Source organism: Litoreibacter halocynthiae (genome assembly GCF_004365635.1).
In the GTDB taxonomy this organism is placed as follows: Bacteria; Pseudomonadota; Alphaproteobacteria; order Rhodobacterales; family Rhodobacteraceae; genus Litoreibacter; species Litoreibacter halocynthiae.
Window position 1 is genome coordinate 1,095,693 of record NZ_SOBH01000001.1, and the last position, 14,974, is coordinate 1,110,666.

The following is a 14,974-nucleotide window of genomic DNA, read 5'->3' on the forward strand; positions in this document are numbered from 1 at the left end:
TGACCCATGGACGGCACCGTACTTGTCGCAGATGACGACCGCACCATTCGCACTGTCTTAACCCAAGCGCTGACGCGGGCAGGGTGCAAGGTTCACGCCACCTCGTCGCTGACCACGCTGATGCGGTGGGTCGGTGAGGGGAAGGGTGATCTGGTGATCTCCGACGTGATGATGCCGGACGGGAACGGCTTGGAAATGTTGCCCGCCATTCGCGACCAGCGCCCGTCCTTGCCGGTGATCATTATCTCGGCCCAAAACACGATCATGACCGCCATTCAGGCGACCGAGGCCGACGCCTATGACTACTTGCCCAAACCATTCGACCTGCCGGACCTGATGAAACGCGCGGCGCGTGCGCTGGACCGCAAACGGGTGGTTTCCAAACCGCACAGCGCGGAGGAGCCGAGCAGCGAAGGCAGCGACTTGCCCTTGGTGGGTCGCACACCGGCCATGCAGGATCTTTACCGCCTGGTGGCCCGCGTGATGAACACCGATTTGTCGGTGATGATCACTGGGGAAAACGGCACCGGCAAAAGCCTGATTGCCCGCGCCATTCATGACTTTTCCGACCGACGCAACCTGCCGCTGGTGACCGCAACGCCCAGCGATCTGGCCGCGATGGAGGGGCCTGCAACCATCCTCAGCCGCGCCCGTGGTGGCTCGATCCTGTTTGACGAAGTGTCCGACCTTGACGGCGATGCCCAAGCGCGCATCGTGCGGATGCTGGACAGCCTGACGGATGACGCACCGCGCATTCTCGCGACGTCGCAGCAGGACCTGATGGCCAAGATGGAATCCGGCGCTTTCCGGCAAGACCTGTTTTACCGCCTGTGCGGCGTAACTGTGAACGTGCCCTCCTTGCGTGAACGGGTCGAAGACATCCCGCTTCTAACCCAGCATTTCTTACTGAAAGCAGAACGCGACGGCACGCCTTCGCGACAATTTTCAAAAGATGCGTTGGAATTGGTGCGCACTTACAGCTGGCCCGGCAATGTGCGGCAGCTGGAAAACACCGTACGCCGCTTGACGGTCACCGCCACCGAGGGCGAGATCAGGCACAAGGATGTCGAGCAGGTCCTCGGCAGCCAGCCAGAAACCGAGCCCTTGATGGGTGGTGCCACGGCCGACAAGCTGTCCGCTTCGGTCGCCCTGCATCTGCGGCGCTACTTTGATCTGCATGGCGGGGTGCTGCCACCACCCGGCCTGTACCAGCGTATTTTGCGCGAGGTGGAGCTGCCATTGATGGAAATTGCCTTGGAAGCCACAGGCGGAAATCAGGCTAAATGTGCCGATTTACTTGGCATCAACCGCAATACCTTGAGAAAAAAGGTGACAGACCTCGATATTCGCGTGACACGGCGCCGCAAGTTGATGTAAAACCGCAACAGTCACCGTGACGATCGGGCCGCAGGGACGGCGCGACGATCACATCAACAAGACGTGGCAAGGCGGTAAGAAAGCAGATGAAAACCCAAAACGGGAACCACAGTCGCACTGCGACTTGGGACAGGCTGAATCGGTTGCGCAAGCAACGCCGGGTGCAGAATTTTGCCACCTTCGGGCTTGTTGTATTGGGTCCTGTGCTGGCCGTTCTGACCTACATGGGTCTTGGTCCGTTTGAGTTGGACCCGACATCCCACGGCATTCGCCTCATCCTTCTGGCCGATCTGGTCTACGTCCTCGCCGTCGCCGCGCTGGTGGCGCAGAAGGTCGGGAAGATCGTCGCCTCCCGCCGTGCCAATTCTGCCGGATCGCAGTTGCATTTGCGCCTCACAGGGGTGTTTGCCCTTGTCGCCCTGATCCCGACCATTCTGGTGGCAATTTTTGCGGTGGTAACGCTCAATTTCGGCTTGGAGGGCTGGTTCTCCGATCGTGTGAGAAACGTCGTCGGTACCTCGCTATCCGCCGCGCAGGCCTATGAGCAAGAGCAGCATGACGACCTCAGCGAGGACGCATTGCGTCTGGCGGGCTACATGAACATCGCCAAGCAAACTACGAATTTTATTTCGGATTCTGACCTGAGACAGGTGTTGACCCAAGCGCAGGAGCAAGTGCAGCGCGGGCTGAAAGAGGCGTTCATCGTTGACGGTGCGGGCAACCTAAAAGCGCGCGGCAACCGATCGTACCGCTTCGATTTCGAGCCAGTGCCGGAAGCCGCGTTCAAGGAAGCGCAAAACAACAATCCCGTGGTCATTGAAGACTGGCCGAATAACGAGTTCAGGTCCCTGTTGCGCCTGACCGCCTATCCCGACCGCTATCTTTATATCAGCCGCACGGTCGACGGCGAAATTCTTAGCTTGCTGGACCAGACACAAGAAACCGTCCGTCTGTATCAACAGTTGGAAAACGACCGGGGCAGGCTGCTGTTCGAGTTCGGTCTGATCTATCTGGGCTTTGCTTTGATCCTGATCCTCGCCGCAATCTGGCTTGGCCTGTGGTTCGCGGAACGCCTGGCACGCCCTGTCGGCCAGCTTGCCAGTGCCGCGCAGCGCGTCGGGGCGGGGGATCTGGATGTGCAGGTCATCGAGGCGAAAAGCGACGATGAGATTGCGCTTTTGGGACGTCTTTTCAATCAGATGACCCGCGAGCTTAAAGTACAACGCGAAACCCTTCTAAGCACGACAGAACAAATCGAACGCCGTCGCCGCTTGTTCGATTCCGTGCTGTCATCTGTGACCGCCGGGGTGATTGGCCTCGACGCCGACAACCAGATCACCTTTATGAACCGCTCCGCCTTGCGCCTGCTTGATCTGGAAGACGAGACCGACCTTTCGTCGACCTTGGAAGACGTGGTGCCGGAATTCGGATCGGTCCTGACCAACCTGATCGAAACCGGTGCCGAAACTGCACAAGAAGAGATCAAGGTCACGCGCCGGGGCCAGTTGGAAAGCCTGCTTGTGCGCATTGCCACGCGGACTTCTGAATATGGCGATCTAGAAGGCTATGTGCTGGCCTTTGACGACGTGTCGGAACTGGTCAGCGCGCAAAAGATGGCGGCATGGGGAGATGTGGCCCGCCGGATTGCCCATGAAATCAAGAACCCGCTGACCCCGATCCAGCTGTCCGCCGAACGGCTCAAACGCAAGTTTACCCCGCTTGCAGGTGATCAATTGGAAAGCCTTGAGCAATACACCGACGTGATTATCCGCCAAACCAACGACTTGCGGCGCATCGTCGACGAATTCTCCAAATTCGCGCGCATGCCGGAACCCGAACTGCGCGAGACCGATCTGATGAAACTGATCAAGGACGCTGTGGTGCTGCAACAATCCGGCCAGCCCGGTGTCGAAATAACTTTGGACAGCAGCGAGCCGGTCATTCTGGCGGAACTGGACCAGACCATGATCGGGCAGGCGCTGACCAACCTGATCAAGAACGCAGGCGAGGCAATCGAGAGCTATCAGGAAGCGGGCGCGCCGGAAGGCCACAAGCCGCAGATCAAACTGGCGGTCGAAACCGGCGAGAAGGACGTGACATTGTACATTTCGGACAATGGCGTCGGCCTGCCGGAAGACCGCGCGCGGCTGTTCGAGCCGTATGTAACCACTCGTGCGAAGGGTACCGGCCTTGGCCTACCCATCGTGAAGAAAATTATCGAAGAGCATGGTGGCAGCCTTGTGCTGCGCGACGCCGATCCCTTCGACGACACAGGCCATCAGGGTGCAAAGGCAGTGGTAAAACTGCCGCGCCTGTCAGCCGCCAAACGCAAAAACGTGGCCTGAGGGCCGTTTATTAAGGAGCAGAAATATGGGCGATATTCTGATCGTAGACGACGAGCGGGACATTCGGGAACTGATCTCGGACATCCTCATTGATGAAGGGTTTACCACGCGGTTGGCTGGCACGTCCGAGGCGTGCATGGCCGAGATCAACGCCGAACCTCCGGCGCTGATGATCCTCGACATCTGGCTCAAGGACAGCGCCATGGACGGGATCGACATTCTCAAGCACGTCAAGCGCGACAATCCCGATGTGCCGGTGGTGATCATCTCCGGCCATGGCAATATCGAGATCGCCGTCGCCGCCATCAAGCAAGGCGCTTACGACTTTATCGAAAAGCCGTTCAACATTGACCAGCTGATGGTCGTGATCACCCGCGCCATGGAAACCTCGCGGCTGCGGCGCGAGAACAACCAGTTGAAACGCGGCGAGGTCGCATCAGCTGAAATCATCGGCGAAAGCTCCGCCTTCAAGACGTTGCAAGCACAGCTAGACAAGGTGACAGGCTCCAATGGCCGCGTGATGCTGACTGGCGGGGCAGGGGCTGGCAAGGATGTGGCCGCCCACTACATCCACGCCAATTCCAACCGCGCGCAGGCACCGTTCGTCACCGTCAACTGCGCAACGGTCGAGCCCGAGCGCATGGAAGAGGTGCTGTTTGGCCGCGAAAGCAAGGAACGCGGCATCGAGCCGGGCCTGTTGGAGCAAGCCCATGGCGGCATCATCTTCTTTGACGAAGTGGCGGACATGCCCCTTGGCACCCAGTCCAAAATCCTACGGGTTCTGGTCGAGCAGCAATTCCAGCGCGTCGGCGGCAATGACATGGTGCGCGTTGATCTGCGGGTAATTTCCTCGACCAATCGCGACCTTGAGGCGGCCATCAAGGAAGGCACGTTCCGCGAGGAGCTATATCACCGCCTGAACGTGGTCCCGATCGCCGTTCCCAACCTTGAAGAACGCCGCGAGGACATCCCGACCCTTGCGTCCTATTTCATCGAGACCTTCAACAAGTCGCAAGGATTGCCCCTGCGCAAACTTGCCGAAGACGCGGTCACCTTGCTGCAAACCATGCAATGGCCCGGAAATATCCGCCAGCTCAAGAATGTGATCGAACGGGTGCTGATCCTTGGCCCTGACAAGGGCGAGATCGAAGCCAAGGAACTGCCGCAATCCGAAGGGGCGCCCGCAAGCGAAAGCGGCGTGACCATTGGCGGCAACCTTGCAACCTTGCCGCTGCGCGAGGCCCGCGAATTGTTCGAGCGCGAGTATCTGATGACCCAGATCAACCGCTTTGGCGGCAATATCTCCCGTACCGCCGCCTTTGTGGGCATGGAGCGCAGCGCCCTGCACCGTAAGCTCAAATCCTTGGGCGTCGTGACCTCCAATAAAGCGGGGGCGCGGGTGGCTCAGGTTCAGGACGAAGACATGGCCGATACGGGTTCCGACACGTAACGGCCATGCGCTATCCAATTGACCGGCGCGCGGCCATCTGCCATGCCTTGGCACTCGAATTAACGGGGTTTATCTGATGAAGGTTATCATCTGCGGGGCCGGTCAGGTCGGCTGGCAAATTGCCCGTCACCTGTCGAGCGAGAAAAACGACGTCACCGTCGTGGACAACAACCCGGAACTGGTCGCCCGCGCCACGGAAACGTTAGATGTGCAAGGCATCACCGGCTTTGCCAGCTATCCCGATGTGCTGGACCGTGCAGGTGCGCGCGACGCCGACATGATCATCGCTGCGACCCATTCGGACGAGGTCAACATGGTCACCTGTCAGGTGGCGCATTCGGCCTTTTCCGTGCCGCGCAAAATCGCGCGGCTGCGCTCGCAAAGCTATCTGACCGCGATTTATTCCGACCTTTATCGCCGCGATCACATGCCCATCGACGTGGTGATCAGCCCCGAAAAAGAAGTGGCCGAGGCAGCGTTGCAACGCCTTGCCGATCCCGCCGCCTTTGACACCGAAAATTTCCTGTCGGGGCAGGCGCAGTTGCTGGGCATCCAGCTTGAAGAAGACTGCCCGGTTCTCAACACACCCCTGCGGCAGTTGACCGAACTGTTCTCGACCCTGCGTGCGGTGGTTGTTGCTGTTCGGCGGGAAGGCAATATCTTTGCCCCGGACCCCAATGACCAGCTGTTTGACGGGGATCAGGTCTATGTCTGCGCCCACCGTGAAGACGTGCCGCGCACCATGGAGATTTTCGGCAAAACCCAGTCCAAACAAGAACGCGTGGTCATCATTGGTGGCGGCAATGTCGGTCTTGCGGTCGCCCAAGCCTTGGAGACGCGCACCGAACGCATCCGCGCCAAAATGATCGAGAAGAACCGCACAATTGCCGAACGCGCCGCCAATCTGCTGGAGCGTACCATCGTGCTGCATGGCGACGGGCTAAGTGCCGACCTGCTGAACGAGGCCGGCATCAAACGCGCCGACGCCGTGCTGTGCGTGACCGATGACGACAAGACCAACCTGCTGGCCGCTGTGCGGGCCAAGGCCGAAGGCTGCCCCATGGCCATCGCGCTGGTCAACGACCCGACGCTTGTTCCGTTGATGGAGCCGCTCAATGTCGACGCCTATATCAACCCGCGTGCCACCACGGTTTCGTCGATCCTGCGCCACATCCGCCATGGCCGTGTGCGCCAGATCTACTCCATCGGTGACGCCGAGGCAGAGGTGATCGAAGCGCAAGTACTGTCCACATCGCCGATTTCCGGCCAACGCATTCGCGACATGAACTTCCCCGAAGGTGTTCTGGTCGGTGCGATCCAGAAGGGCCAGAAAATCGTGCGCCCGGAAGGCGGCACACGGATCGAAGAGGGCGACATCATCGTGATCTTCGCACTGGCCGCCGACGTGCCGGAGGTGGAGCGGCTGTTGCAGGTCTCGGTCGACTTCTTCTGATCATGGGCCAAGTTTCCAAAGCCTCAACCATTCCCGTTTTGCTCCGGCTGCCGTTGTTTGTGCAGCTGATGGGGGCAGGGGCCGTGGCTATGTTGATCCCCGCCATCCACGCCTTCTCGCTGAACCAGCATCGCGTGGCACAGCCGTTTTTCTACGGGGCCATTCTGTTTTTGACCCTGTCCGCGCTGATCGCGCTGGCCACCTTTCGCCAGCCTGTTCGCAATGTGGCCCGCAGCCAGCTTCTGACCCTTGTCGCGGCCTTTTTGGTGTTGCCTGTCATGCTGGCCATCCCGCTACACGAGGCGCGGCCATCGATGTCGTTCTTCAACGCCTATTTCGAGATGGTCTCCAGCATCACCACCACCGGCGCGTCCATTCTGGACACCCCGCGCGTCGTACCTGATCCGGTGCATCTGTGGCGCGGATTGGTCGGCTGGATGGGTGGCTTTCTGGTGATTGTGGCCGCCGTCGCCGTGCTGGCCCCGATGACCCTTGGCGGGTTCGAGGTTCTGCGCCCGACGGCCTCCAGTGGCGGGCGTCCGGGCTCCGGCGCGCAACTGGCAAAGGCGACCGAGCCCAATCAGCGCATCGCCCGCTACACCGCGAAGATATTGCCAATCTATCTGTCGCTGACCGTGATCATCTGGCTGCTGCAAGTCATCTGCGGCACCGGCAGTTTCCATGGGTTGATGATCGCGCTGGCGACCATGTCGACCAGTGGCATCCTGCCGTTGAAAACCATGATCGACCTTGGAATGTCGGTTCCGGGCGAGGTGGTGATCTTTGCCTTCCTGCTGGTCGCCGTCACCCGTCAAGCCATCGCGCTGCCGCTGGACAAGCACTATCTGCCCAGCCTCAAGGAAGACGCCGAAATGCGGGTGGCGTTTGTTTTCGTGGTTGTCGTCCCGCTTGCCCTGTGGTTTCGCCACTTCATCGGCGCCATCGAGGTCAACGAGGAGGCTGACGTGCTCGCCTCGGTGCGGGCTTTCTGGGGCGCCATGTTCACCGTGCTGTCTTTCCTGACGACCACTGGTTTCGTCTCGACCGATTGGGAGGCCGCGCGCGACTGGTCCGCGCTGCCGACACCAGGGTTGATCCTCGCAGGGCTGGCGATCATGGGGGGCGGGGTGGCCACCACGGCAGGCGGAGTGAAACTGCTGCGCTTCTACGCGCTCTACAAACACGGGCTGCGCGAGATGGAGCGGCTGGTCCATCCGTCCTCGGTGGGTGGCGGCGGCAGGCTGGGACGGGGTATGCGCCGTGAAGGCGCATTTATCGCGTGGATATTCTTCATGCTGTTCGCTTTGTCGATTGCCGCCGTCGTCGTGGCGCTGGCCTTCGCAGGCCTCAGCTTCGAGAACGCAGTGATCTTCGCCATCGCCGCATTGTCGACCACTGGGCCGCTGGTGAACGTGGCGCTGGATAACGGCGCAAGCTACGCCGACCTGTCGGTGCAGGCCAAATCCATCCTGATCGCGGCAATGGTCTTGGGCCGGATGGAAACCCTTGCCATCATCGCGCTGTTCAACCCCGACTTCTGGCGGCGCTAAGGTCAGGGATTTTTGGGCAACAACCTGCCGGAAAACCTTTATTTCGGGGCTGGACCTCTCAGAAATCCCAAGACATACTGCCAATTCATCAGGGACAGTGTGCCCAATTCACAGGCACTCGCACAGCAAGCGCAAAAACAAAGGCAATAAAAAATGGCCGCTGATAAGCAAAACCTTCAAGACGCATTTTTGAATAACGTCCGGAAAACCAAAATTCCGGTAACGATCTTTCTGATCAACGGCGTCAAATTGCAGGGCGTCATCACGTGGTTCGACAATTTCTGCGTGCTCTTGCGTCGCGACGGGCAGTCGCAGCTTGTCTACAAGCACGCGATTTCCACGATCATGCCATCGCAGCCCATCAACCTTTACGACGGTGAAGAGAATTCTTGAAACCGAGGAAGCTGGCCTCACCCGCGCTTGGGTGATCCACCCCGACATTAAAGACGTTAAGGCCCGCAGGCTGTCCAGCATGGCGCTTGCCGAAGCCGTGTCCTTGGCCGACGCCTTGCCCGGACTGGAAGTCGCGGGCTCTGAAATCGTGCCTTTGCCGAAGGTCAAAGCTGGCACGCTGTTCGGCACCGGTAAAATCGTCGAGTTGAAGAACCGCCTGAAAGAGGCCGAGGTCGAGCTGGTTCTGATCGACGGCCCAGTCTCGCCGGTCCAACAGCGCAATCTGGAAAAGGAATGGGGGGTCAAAATCCTCGACCGCACCGGCCTGATCTTGGAAATCTTCTCCGACCGTGCCGCAACCCGTGAAGGCGTGTTGCAGGTCGAACTGGCCGCCCTCAGCTACCAACGCACGCGTCTTGTCCGCGCATGGACCCACCTTGAACGTCAGCGCGGCGGGCTTGGCTTCGTCGGCGGCCCCGGCGAGACCCAGATCGAGGCCGACAGGCGCGCCATCGACGACGCCATCGTGCGCATCCGCCGCCAGCTGGAAAAAACCGTCAAAACCCGCGAGCTGCATCGCGCCGCCCGCGCCAAGGTGCCGTATCCGGTGGTGGCCTTGGTGGGCTATACCAACGCGGGCAAATCCACGCTGTTCAACCGCCTGACAGGGGCGGAGGTGCTGGTCAAGGACATGCTCTTCGCCACGCTGGACCCGACCATGCGCTCGGTCGAGTTGCCGGACGGGTTGGAAATCATCATGTCCGACACGGTGGGCTTCATCTCGGACCTGCCGACACAGCTTGTCGCCGCCTTCCGCGCCACGCTGGAGGAGGTGCTGAGCGCCGATCTGATCCTTCATGTCCGCGACATTTCGCATCCTGAATCCGAAGGCCAGGCCCGCGACGTGCGCGCGATCATGACTGATCTGGGCGTCGATAAGGACGTGCCGGTGCTGGAGGTCTGGAACAAGTCCGACAAGCTGGCAGCCGACACGCTGGAATCCGCGACCAACAAGGCCGATCGCGACGAGCATATCTTCCTGACCTCCTCGATCACTGGGGCAGGGGTCGACGGGCTACTGGACGCGGTCTCGACCTTACTGCGCGCAGGCTCTACCACCGAAGTGATCGAGCTGGGCTTTGCCGACGGCAAGGCGCGTGCGTGGCTGTTCGGCCAAGAGGTCGTGGACAACGAAGAGCAGACAGAGACCGGTTTCAACCTGACGGTGACATGGAATGCGGCCCAAAAAGGCCAGTTCGAAAAACTGTAGCCCAAGCGTGGCCCTGTCCGTTTCCCGCTCTATATGCGTCAGGTAACGCAAAGGAGCATTTTCTTATATGGCCAGCACTTACCTGATCCTCTACGTCGCCACCTTCGGGCTGTTCTTGGTTCTCGACTACATCGGGTTGAGCTACCTGATCAAACCCGTCTTCGAGCGCTACATCCCCGACCTGCTTCTGGACCAGCCCCGCTATGGCCCTGCGTTGCTGTTCTATGCGTTCTACATCGCGGCCTTGCTGTGGTTCGTCTCCATCCCCGCGCTGTCAGAGGACAAATCCTTGCTTTGGGTTTTCGGCACCGCCGCCCTTTTGGGGGCGTTCGGCTATGGCACCTATGAATTCACCTCGCTGGCGGTGATGAAAGGCTGGACATGGACCATGGTCGCCACCGATCTGACATGGGGCACGCTGCTGACTGCGACCTCTGCCACCCTTGGGGTCATGATCACGCGGGCGGTCGGCTAAGGGCTGTCCCGCACAGGAGTATTTGACGCGGAAACCGGTCAGCCCTACGGTCGCAAATGACCACAAGGGTATGATTTATGAACCGACGCCAAGCACTTAAAGGAGGGGCCGCTATGACCCTCGCCGCCTCTTTGCCCACATCCGTTCTGGCCGGCGACGGCTTCTACGTGCCACCAGAGGAAAGCCCGCATCAACGGACATTCATGCAATGGCCCGTCAGCCGAAAGGTCCATCCCGATCCGGTCTTTCTGGACATGACACAAGACGCAATCGCACGGATTGCCAACGCTATTTCCGAGTTCGAGCCGGTGACGATGCTGGCGGCAAAGCCCGACCATTCCCGCGCCCGCAAGATGCTGTCCGCCAAGGTCGAGCTTTGGGACGTCCCGACCGAGGATTTGTGGTGCCGTGACGCAGGCCCGATCTTCGTCACCGATGGCAAGCAATTGGCCATCCGTCATATCCAGTTCAACGGCTGGGGGGAAAAGCAAGTCAACACCCGCGACGCCCGCATTGCCGAAGCCGTGGCCGCACGCCTCGACCTGCCGCTGTTGCCTACGCCCTTGAAGGGCGAGGCCGGTGGCGTGGAGCAGGACGGGCACGGGCTGCTGGCCGCCCATGAAAGCTCGTGGGTGAATGACAACCGCAACCCCGATATGAGCCGCGACCAAATCGAAGCCACATTGCTGGACGCCTATGGCGCCGAACGAATGATCTGGTCCGAGGGCGTTTGGGGAGAAGATATCACCGATTATCACATCGACAGTCTGGCGCGGTTCACTGGGCCGGGCAGGGTGCTGATCAACCTGCCCGCAGAGCCGGACGAGGCCGACCCGTTCCACATGGCTGCCCTTGACACCCACGACGCGCTGGAAGCCGCAGGGCTGGACATCGACGTGATCTACGAGCCGGAACGCCGCCGGGTCAAATCCGTCGATTTTGTCGCGTCCTATGCCAACTATTATGTTTGCAACAGCGGTGTGATCGCCGCTCAGTTCGGCGACCAGCAGGCCGATGCGGAGGCGGTCGCGGCTCTGAAGCGCCACTATCCGGGTCGGGAGATCATCACGTTGAATGTCGACCCGCTGGGCGAATTGGGCGGCGGTATCCACTGCGCGACCCAGCAGATGCCCGCGATATGAGCTGGTTCAAACGGAACGCCGTAGGGATCGAGGCGGGGGCGGCAATCGTCACAGCCTGCGTCGCAGTGATCGCGCTGATCGGTGTGAAAGTGCAGCTGGACGAGGCCGACCGCATTGCCGCCGCCACCTCTGCCCGCGAGGCCTATCGCAGCCACCTCACGTTGTCCGTCAGCCATCCGGATTTCGCAACACCCGCCGATGCCTGTGCCTTGATGGAAGGTGAAACGGCAGGGGCCTATCGCGCGTTCGTGGATCACTTGCTTTACTCAGCCGAGCAGATGCTGGAGGTCAGCGAAGGCTGGGAGTCCACTTTCACCGACGCGCTCATGCCGCATCAGGCCGCGATCTGCGCCGTGGGCCAGCATCTGGGCGAGACGGATGCCATGGTGACCCTGCTCAAGCAGTTCCGCGCGGCGAACTGTCCTACAACGCCGTCCTGTTAGCGGGCAGCCGGTATCTAGTCCCGAAGCTCCACGATGCCGCAATTATCGGGATGCGTGCCCGTCAGCGCCTCAATCACATGCCCGTGGCAGACTACGGCCAACGGGCGGGCATCGCGAGCGCGCAGAGCGCTTGCAAGCAGCACCATCCGCGCCTCGAACACATCCGCGGGTTCAACCGGCACGCCGACGTTATTCAGCTCCCCTTGATGCCACCAGATATCAGGCAGATGCGAAAATGGAATATCCGGAAACACCGCCTGCAATTCAGCAGGTGCGCGGCCCACGTCACAACTATGCCCCAGATGCTCCCGCGTCTCGGCGACCACATGAATATCCTCGGTCGGGAAGATCAGCCGCGCGGTTTGGAGCGCGCGGGTCAGGGGCGAGCAGACCACCTCTCGGATACCCAACTCCGCCACTTTGTGACGTGCCTCCTGCGCTTGGCTTGCGCCCAGCTGCGTCAGCGGGGCGTCAAAGATCATCGGGTCGGCACCGCCGGAAAAGACCGCATTAAAGGCTGACTGCCCGTGGCGGATCAGGTGAATGCTCATTCCGGCCGCAACGTGATCGTGCCGACAGCGCCAGCGCGCGCCAGTTCGGGGTCCAGCGACATCGGAATATACTCCCCGCGCCGCCAAAGCACACCCAGATCGTCGTAGTGGCGTGACAGCGGGTGGCCGGATTGCCCCGTCGCCATCACAAAGAGCGAGCTGTCAGGGTCGCCGAAATCATAGACCCCGCGATAGCCCGCCGCATGCACGTTCTGGAACGGCTCCGGCCCTTTGCCAGAAGTCCGCCCGCGCAGCAATGTGTTATCCCCGCCCGAGGTCGATTGACGGATATTCACGAAGGCCGACAGCAACGGAATACTGCCCAATACCTGATGGTCATGGGTCGCCTCATGTGCATCGCCCCACCGCCAGCTTTCGATGGCCGTGCCGTATTTGTCGCCCAGCCAGACCAGAGCATCGTCCAAAGCCAGACGCGAAATATCGCTGCACGTCTCGACGGGCGCCGATTGCAACACGTCACACCACACGGAGGCTCCGTCCGCATCGCGGAAGACGCGCTCGATGAACAGAGGCTCCACATGGGTGAACTCGGACTCAAGCGGGCCAAGCTCGTCGCGGATCAGCCGCGATTGCAGCGCGCGCAGCCACGCGGCGTAGATCAAGGGCTCGGGCAAATGCTCTGACATCTCGCCGTTCCATTCGGCCATCAGGTCCAGCGCGCGCTGCCGTTGCCGTTCCGGCGTGCCATCGGGCGCAGCCTCGCCGGTGAACCACAGATCGGCGGCAATCAGCGGCAACAAGGAGCGCGCGGTGAAAGACACCGTGTCCAGCTGCGCCTCCACAAAGCTGTCGCGGGTATGCACCTGACGGTTCAGCATCAGCCGCCGCCAGCGTTGCACGCGCTGCGTGTCACCATAGGTATAGCTGACATGGTCGGGGAAGGGGCGCTCGATCACCTTGTTGTTGGTGTTACCCAGAATGCCGCCCGCCGGACGGGTAAACTCGGGGTTCGACGCGTAGGGCATCACTCCCAGCCAGCGGTTTTGTTCCAGCCAGCCCGGCGCAGGGATGCGCCCGCGCGACTGGTGCGCGGGGGTGCGGCGCGGCACATGGCCGATGGTTTTCAGCGCGATACCGTTCTGGTCCACGATGGTCAGGTTCTGCGCCGGTGCGACATAGTCTGACGCCGCCGAAATCACCTCCGCAGCACTGCCCGCCCGCATGATCCGCAACGCGGCCTGAATGGAGGTGTCTTCGTCCGTCAGCAAGGTCCAGCTTAGCGCGGCCTCATGGCCCAAGGGCGTGATTGTGCCAAGGTTGTAATGTGTGTCCGGCAGCACGGGGCCGTTATCGGTCCAGCGCAGGCTGATGGTCTCGGACATCGCGTCCTTGATCTCGATGATCGACTGGCCGGTGCGGAACGGCTTGTAGCCGTCCGGCGTCAGGTATTCGTTCGGGTTGTCGGGGTTGAGCTTTTCGATCAGCAGGTCCTGATCGTCGACATAGGCCGTGGTCAGCCCCCAACCCACCTTGTCGGAGCGCCCGGTGAGGACCACAGGCATCCCCGGAATGGTGCCGCCGATCACGCCGCCCGAAGACAAATCCAGCCGCGCCAGATACCAGATCGATGGGGCCGACAGGCCCAGATGCGGATCATTGGCCAGCAAAGTGCCACCCGCAGCAGACCGCTCCGGTGCGGCGGCAAAGGCGTTTGACGCGCCGGCCAGTTCACGCTCGGGGAAGGGCGACAGCGGGTCTTTCGGCCCGCTGGTATTGGCGGCATAGCGCGGCAGGTCAAGCCCTCGCATCAGACCCGCGTAATCCAGCGCGGCAATGCCCTTGCCGGGAGTGTCGGGCAGCAGGTCACGCACCCGATCCGGTGTCAGCAGCAGTGAGGCACGAGCGCGGATGACCTCCTCCTCCAGATGGCCGGAAAGCTGCAATCCCATGATCTTGATCACGGCGATGCTGTCGGCGGGTTGCCACGGGGCAATCTGAGGCGAGAAGATGAAAAACTCCGGCGCACCACGGCCCAAGGCCTGCTGGTTCACCGTGCGCAGCCACGCGTTGACGCCCGCCGAATACGCCTCAAGGGCGGCCATGGTATTCGCGTCCTGCGCGGACACCGAGCGTTGCGCGAGGCCGTAGAGATCAAGCCGCCGGATCAGCTTGTCGATGTTCAACGTGCGCGGGCCGAACAGCTCGCTCAGGCGGCCTTGTGCGGTGCGCCGCAGCATGACCATTTGCCACAATCGGTCTTGGGCATGGGCAAAACCGAGGCCGAAATACACATCCTCATCCGCGTCGGCAAAGATATGCGGCACGCCGGAATTGTTGCGGATGATCTCGACCTCGCCACTGATCGCGGGTACGGAATACTCGGCGTTGTAATCCACCAAAGACCGCGACGCGAGGTAGTACACAGCCGCCAGTGCAAGCCCCGCCAGCAGCGCAAGCAGCATGAAAAGCCGCAACGACCATTTGAAAATCAGACCCATTGACCCGCCATGCTTATGCGCCTTGCTATTGACGCCTCAGCCCCTGTCGTTACATCGGTTGGCAGG

Annotated in this window: 12 protein-coding genes; 10 read left to right on the forward strand and 2 right to left on the reverse strand. The window is 61.0% G+C overall.

The features are described from left to right. Positions 1-6: 6 nt before the first annotated feature. The 10 genes from BDE40_RS05375 (at position 7) to BDE40_RS05420 (ending at position 11,898) form a co-directional block, all read left to right on the forward strand. A complete protein-coding gene (locus tag BDE40_RS05375) occupies positions 7-1,377 on the forward strand; it encodes a response regulator (RefSeq protein ID WP_134013409.1) in 1,371 nt (456 codons plus the stop codon). A gap of 86 nt (positions 1,378-1,463) precedes the next feature. Further along, the gene (locus tag BDE40_RS05380) at positions 1,464-3,722 is read left to right on the forward strand and encodes a sensor histidine kinase NtrY-like (RefSeq protein ID WP_134013410.1); all 2,259 of its coding nucleotides are present in this window, start codon (positions 1,464-1,466) and stop codon (positions 3,720-3,722) included. A 25-nt stretch (positions 3,723-3,747) separates the two neighbouring features. Next, entirely contained in the window at positions 3,748-5,172 is a 1,425-nt protein-coding gene (gene ntrX / locus BDE40_RS05385) for a nitrogen assimilation response regulator NtrX (protein WP_134013411.1), read from the forward strand. Positions 5,173-5,248: 76 nt separating this feature from the next. Next, a complete protein-coding gene (gene trkA / locus BDE40_RS05390) occupies positions 5,249-6,625 on the forward strand; it encodes a Trk system potassium transporter TrkA (RefSeq protein ID WP_134013412.1) in 1,377 nt (458 codons plus the stop codon). Between the two features lie 2 nt (positions 6,626-6,627). Continuing rightward, positions 6,628-8,175, forward strand: coding sequence for a potassium transporter TrkG (locus BDE40_RS05395; RefSeq protein ID WP_134013413.1), 1,548 nt, complete (start codon positions 6,628-6,630; stop codon positions 8,173-8,175). Between the two features lie 153 nt (positions 8,176-8,328). Beyond that, positions 8,329-8,568, forward strand: a complete 240-nt coding sequence (hfq, locus tag BDE40_RS05400; protein ID WP_021100213.1) for an RNA chaperone Hfq — start codon at positions 8,329-8,331, stop codon at positions 8,566-8,568. After that, a complete protein-coding gene (gene hflX, locus BDE40_RS05405) occupies positions 8,552-9,838 on the forward strand; it encodes a GTPase HflX (protein WP_134013414.1) in 1,287 nt (428 codons plus the stop codon). Before hfq ends, hflX begins: the two co-directional genes overlap by 17 nt. Before the next feature lie 67 nt (positions 9,839-9,905). Next, positions 9,906-10,313, forward strand: coding sequence for a DUF2177 family protein (locus BDE40_RS05410; protein ID WP_134013415.1), 408 nt, complete (start codon positions 9,906-9,908; stop codon positions 10,311-10,313). A gap of 113 nt (positions 10,314-10,426) precedes the next feature. Then, positions 10,427-11,455 carry an agmatine deiminase family protein gene (locus BDE40_RS05415; RefSeq protein ID WP_246030363.1) on the forward strand — a complete coding sequence of 343 codons (1,029 nt, stop codon included), beginning with the start codon at positions 10,427-10,429 and terminating at the stop codon, positions 11,453-11,455. After that, positions 11,452-11,898, forward strand: coding sequence for a hypothetical protein (locus BDE40_RS05420; RefSeq protein ID WP_134013417.1), 447 nt, complete (start codon positions 11,452-11,454; stop codon positions 11,896-11,898). The genes BDE40_RS05415 and BDE40_RS05420 overlap by 4 nt, the downstream gene beginning before the upstream one ends. Positions 11,899-11,912: 14 nt before the next feature. On the opposite strand, the gene BDE40_RS05425 is transcribed toward BDE40_RS05420, so the two are convergent. Together BDE40_RS05425 and BDE40_RS05430 are read right to left on the reverse strand one after the other, a co-directional pair. Beyond that, positions 11,913-12,449: a histidine phosphatase family protein gene (locus BDE40_RS05425; RefSeq protein ID WP_134013418.1), complete on the reverse strand. Its 537-nt coding sequence runs from the start codon at positions 12,447-12,449 to the stop codon at positions 11,913-11,915. Next, positions 12,446-14,908, reverse strand: a complete 2,463-nt coding sequence (locus BDE40_RS05430; RefSeq protein ID WP_134013419.1) for a penicillin acylase family protein — start codon at positions 14,906-14,908, stop codon at positions 12,446-12,448. Before BDE40_RS05430 ends, BDE40_RS05425 begins: the two co-directional genes overlap by 4 nt. Between the last annotated feature and the right edge of the window lie 66 nt (positions 14,909-14,974).

Bases quoted from the DNA above. Each gene is read 5' to 3' on its own strand.
- trkA (WP_134013412.1), top strand. From the start codon at position 5,249: ATGAAGGTTATCATCTGCGGGGCCGGTCAGGTCGGCTGGCAAATTGCC.
- BDE40_RS05415 (WP_246030363.1), top strand. From the start codon at position 10,427: ATGACCCTCGCCGCCTCTTTGCCCACATCCGTTCTGGCCGGCGACGGC.
- BDE40_RS05410 (WP_134013415.1), top strand. From the start codon at position 9,906: ATGGCCAGCACTTACCTGATCCTCTACGTCGCCACCTTCGGGCTGTTC.
- BDE40_RS05375 (WP_134013409.1), top strand. From the start codon at position 7: ATGGACGGCACCGTACTTGTCGCAGATGACGACCGCACCATTCGCACT.
- BDE40_RS05425 (WP_134013418.1), bottom strand. From the start codon at position 12,449: ATGAGCATTCACCTGATCCGCCACGGGCAGTCAGCCTTTAATGCGGTC.
- BDE40_RS05420 (WP_134013417.1), top strand. From the start codon at position 11,452: ATGAGCTGGTTCAAACGGAACGCCGTAGGGATCGAGGCGGGGGCGGCA.
- BDE40_RS05380 (WP_134013410.1), top strand. From the start codon at position 1,464: ATGAAAACCCAAAACGGGAACCACAGTCGCACTGCGACTTGGGACAGG.
- BDE40_RS05430 (WP_134013419.1), bottom strand. From the start codon at position 14,908: ATGGGTCTGATTTTCAAATGGTCGTTGCGGCTTTTCATGCTGCTTGCG.
- BDE40_RS05395 (WP_134013413.1), top strand. From the start codon at position 6,628: ATGGGCCAAGTTTCCAAAGCCTCAACCATTCCCGTTTTGCTCCGGCTG.
- hfq (WP_021100213.1), top strand. From the start codon at position 8,329: ATGGCCGCTGATAAGCAAAACCTTCAAGACGCATTTTTGAATAACGTC.
- ntrX (WP_134013411.1), top strand. From the start codon at position 3,748: ATGGGCGATATTCTGATCGTAGACGACGAGCGGGACATTCGGGAACTG.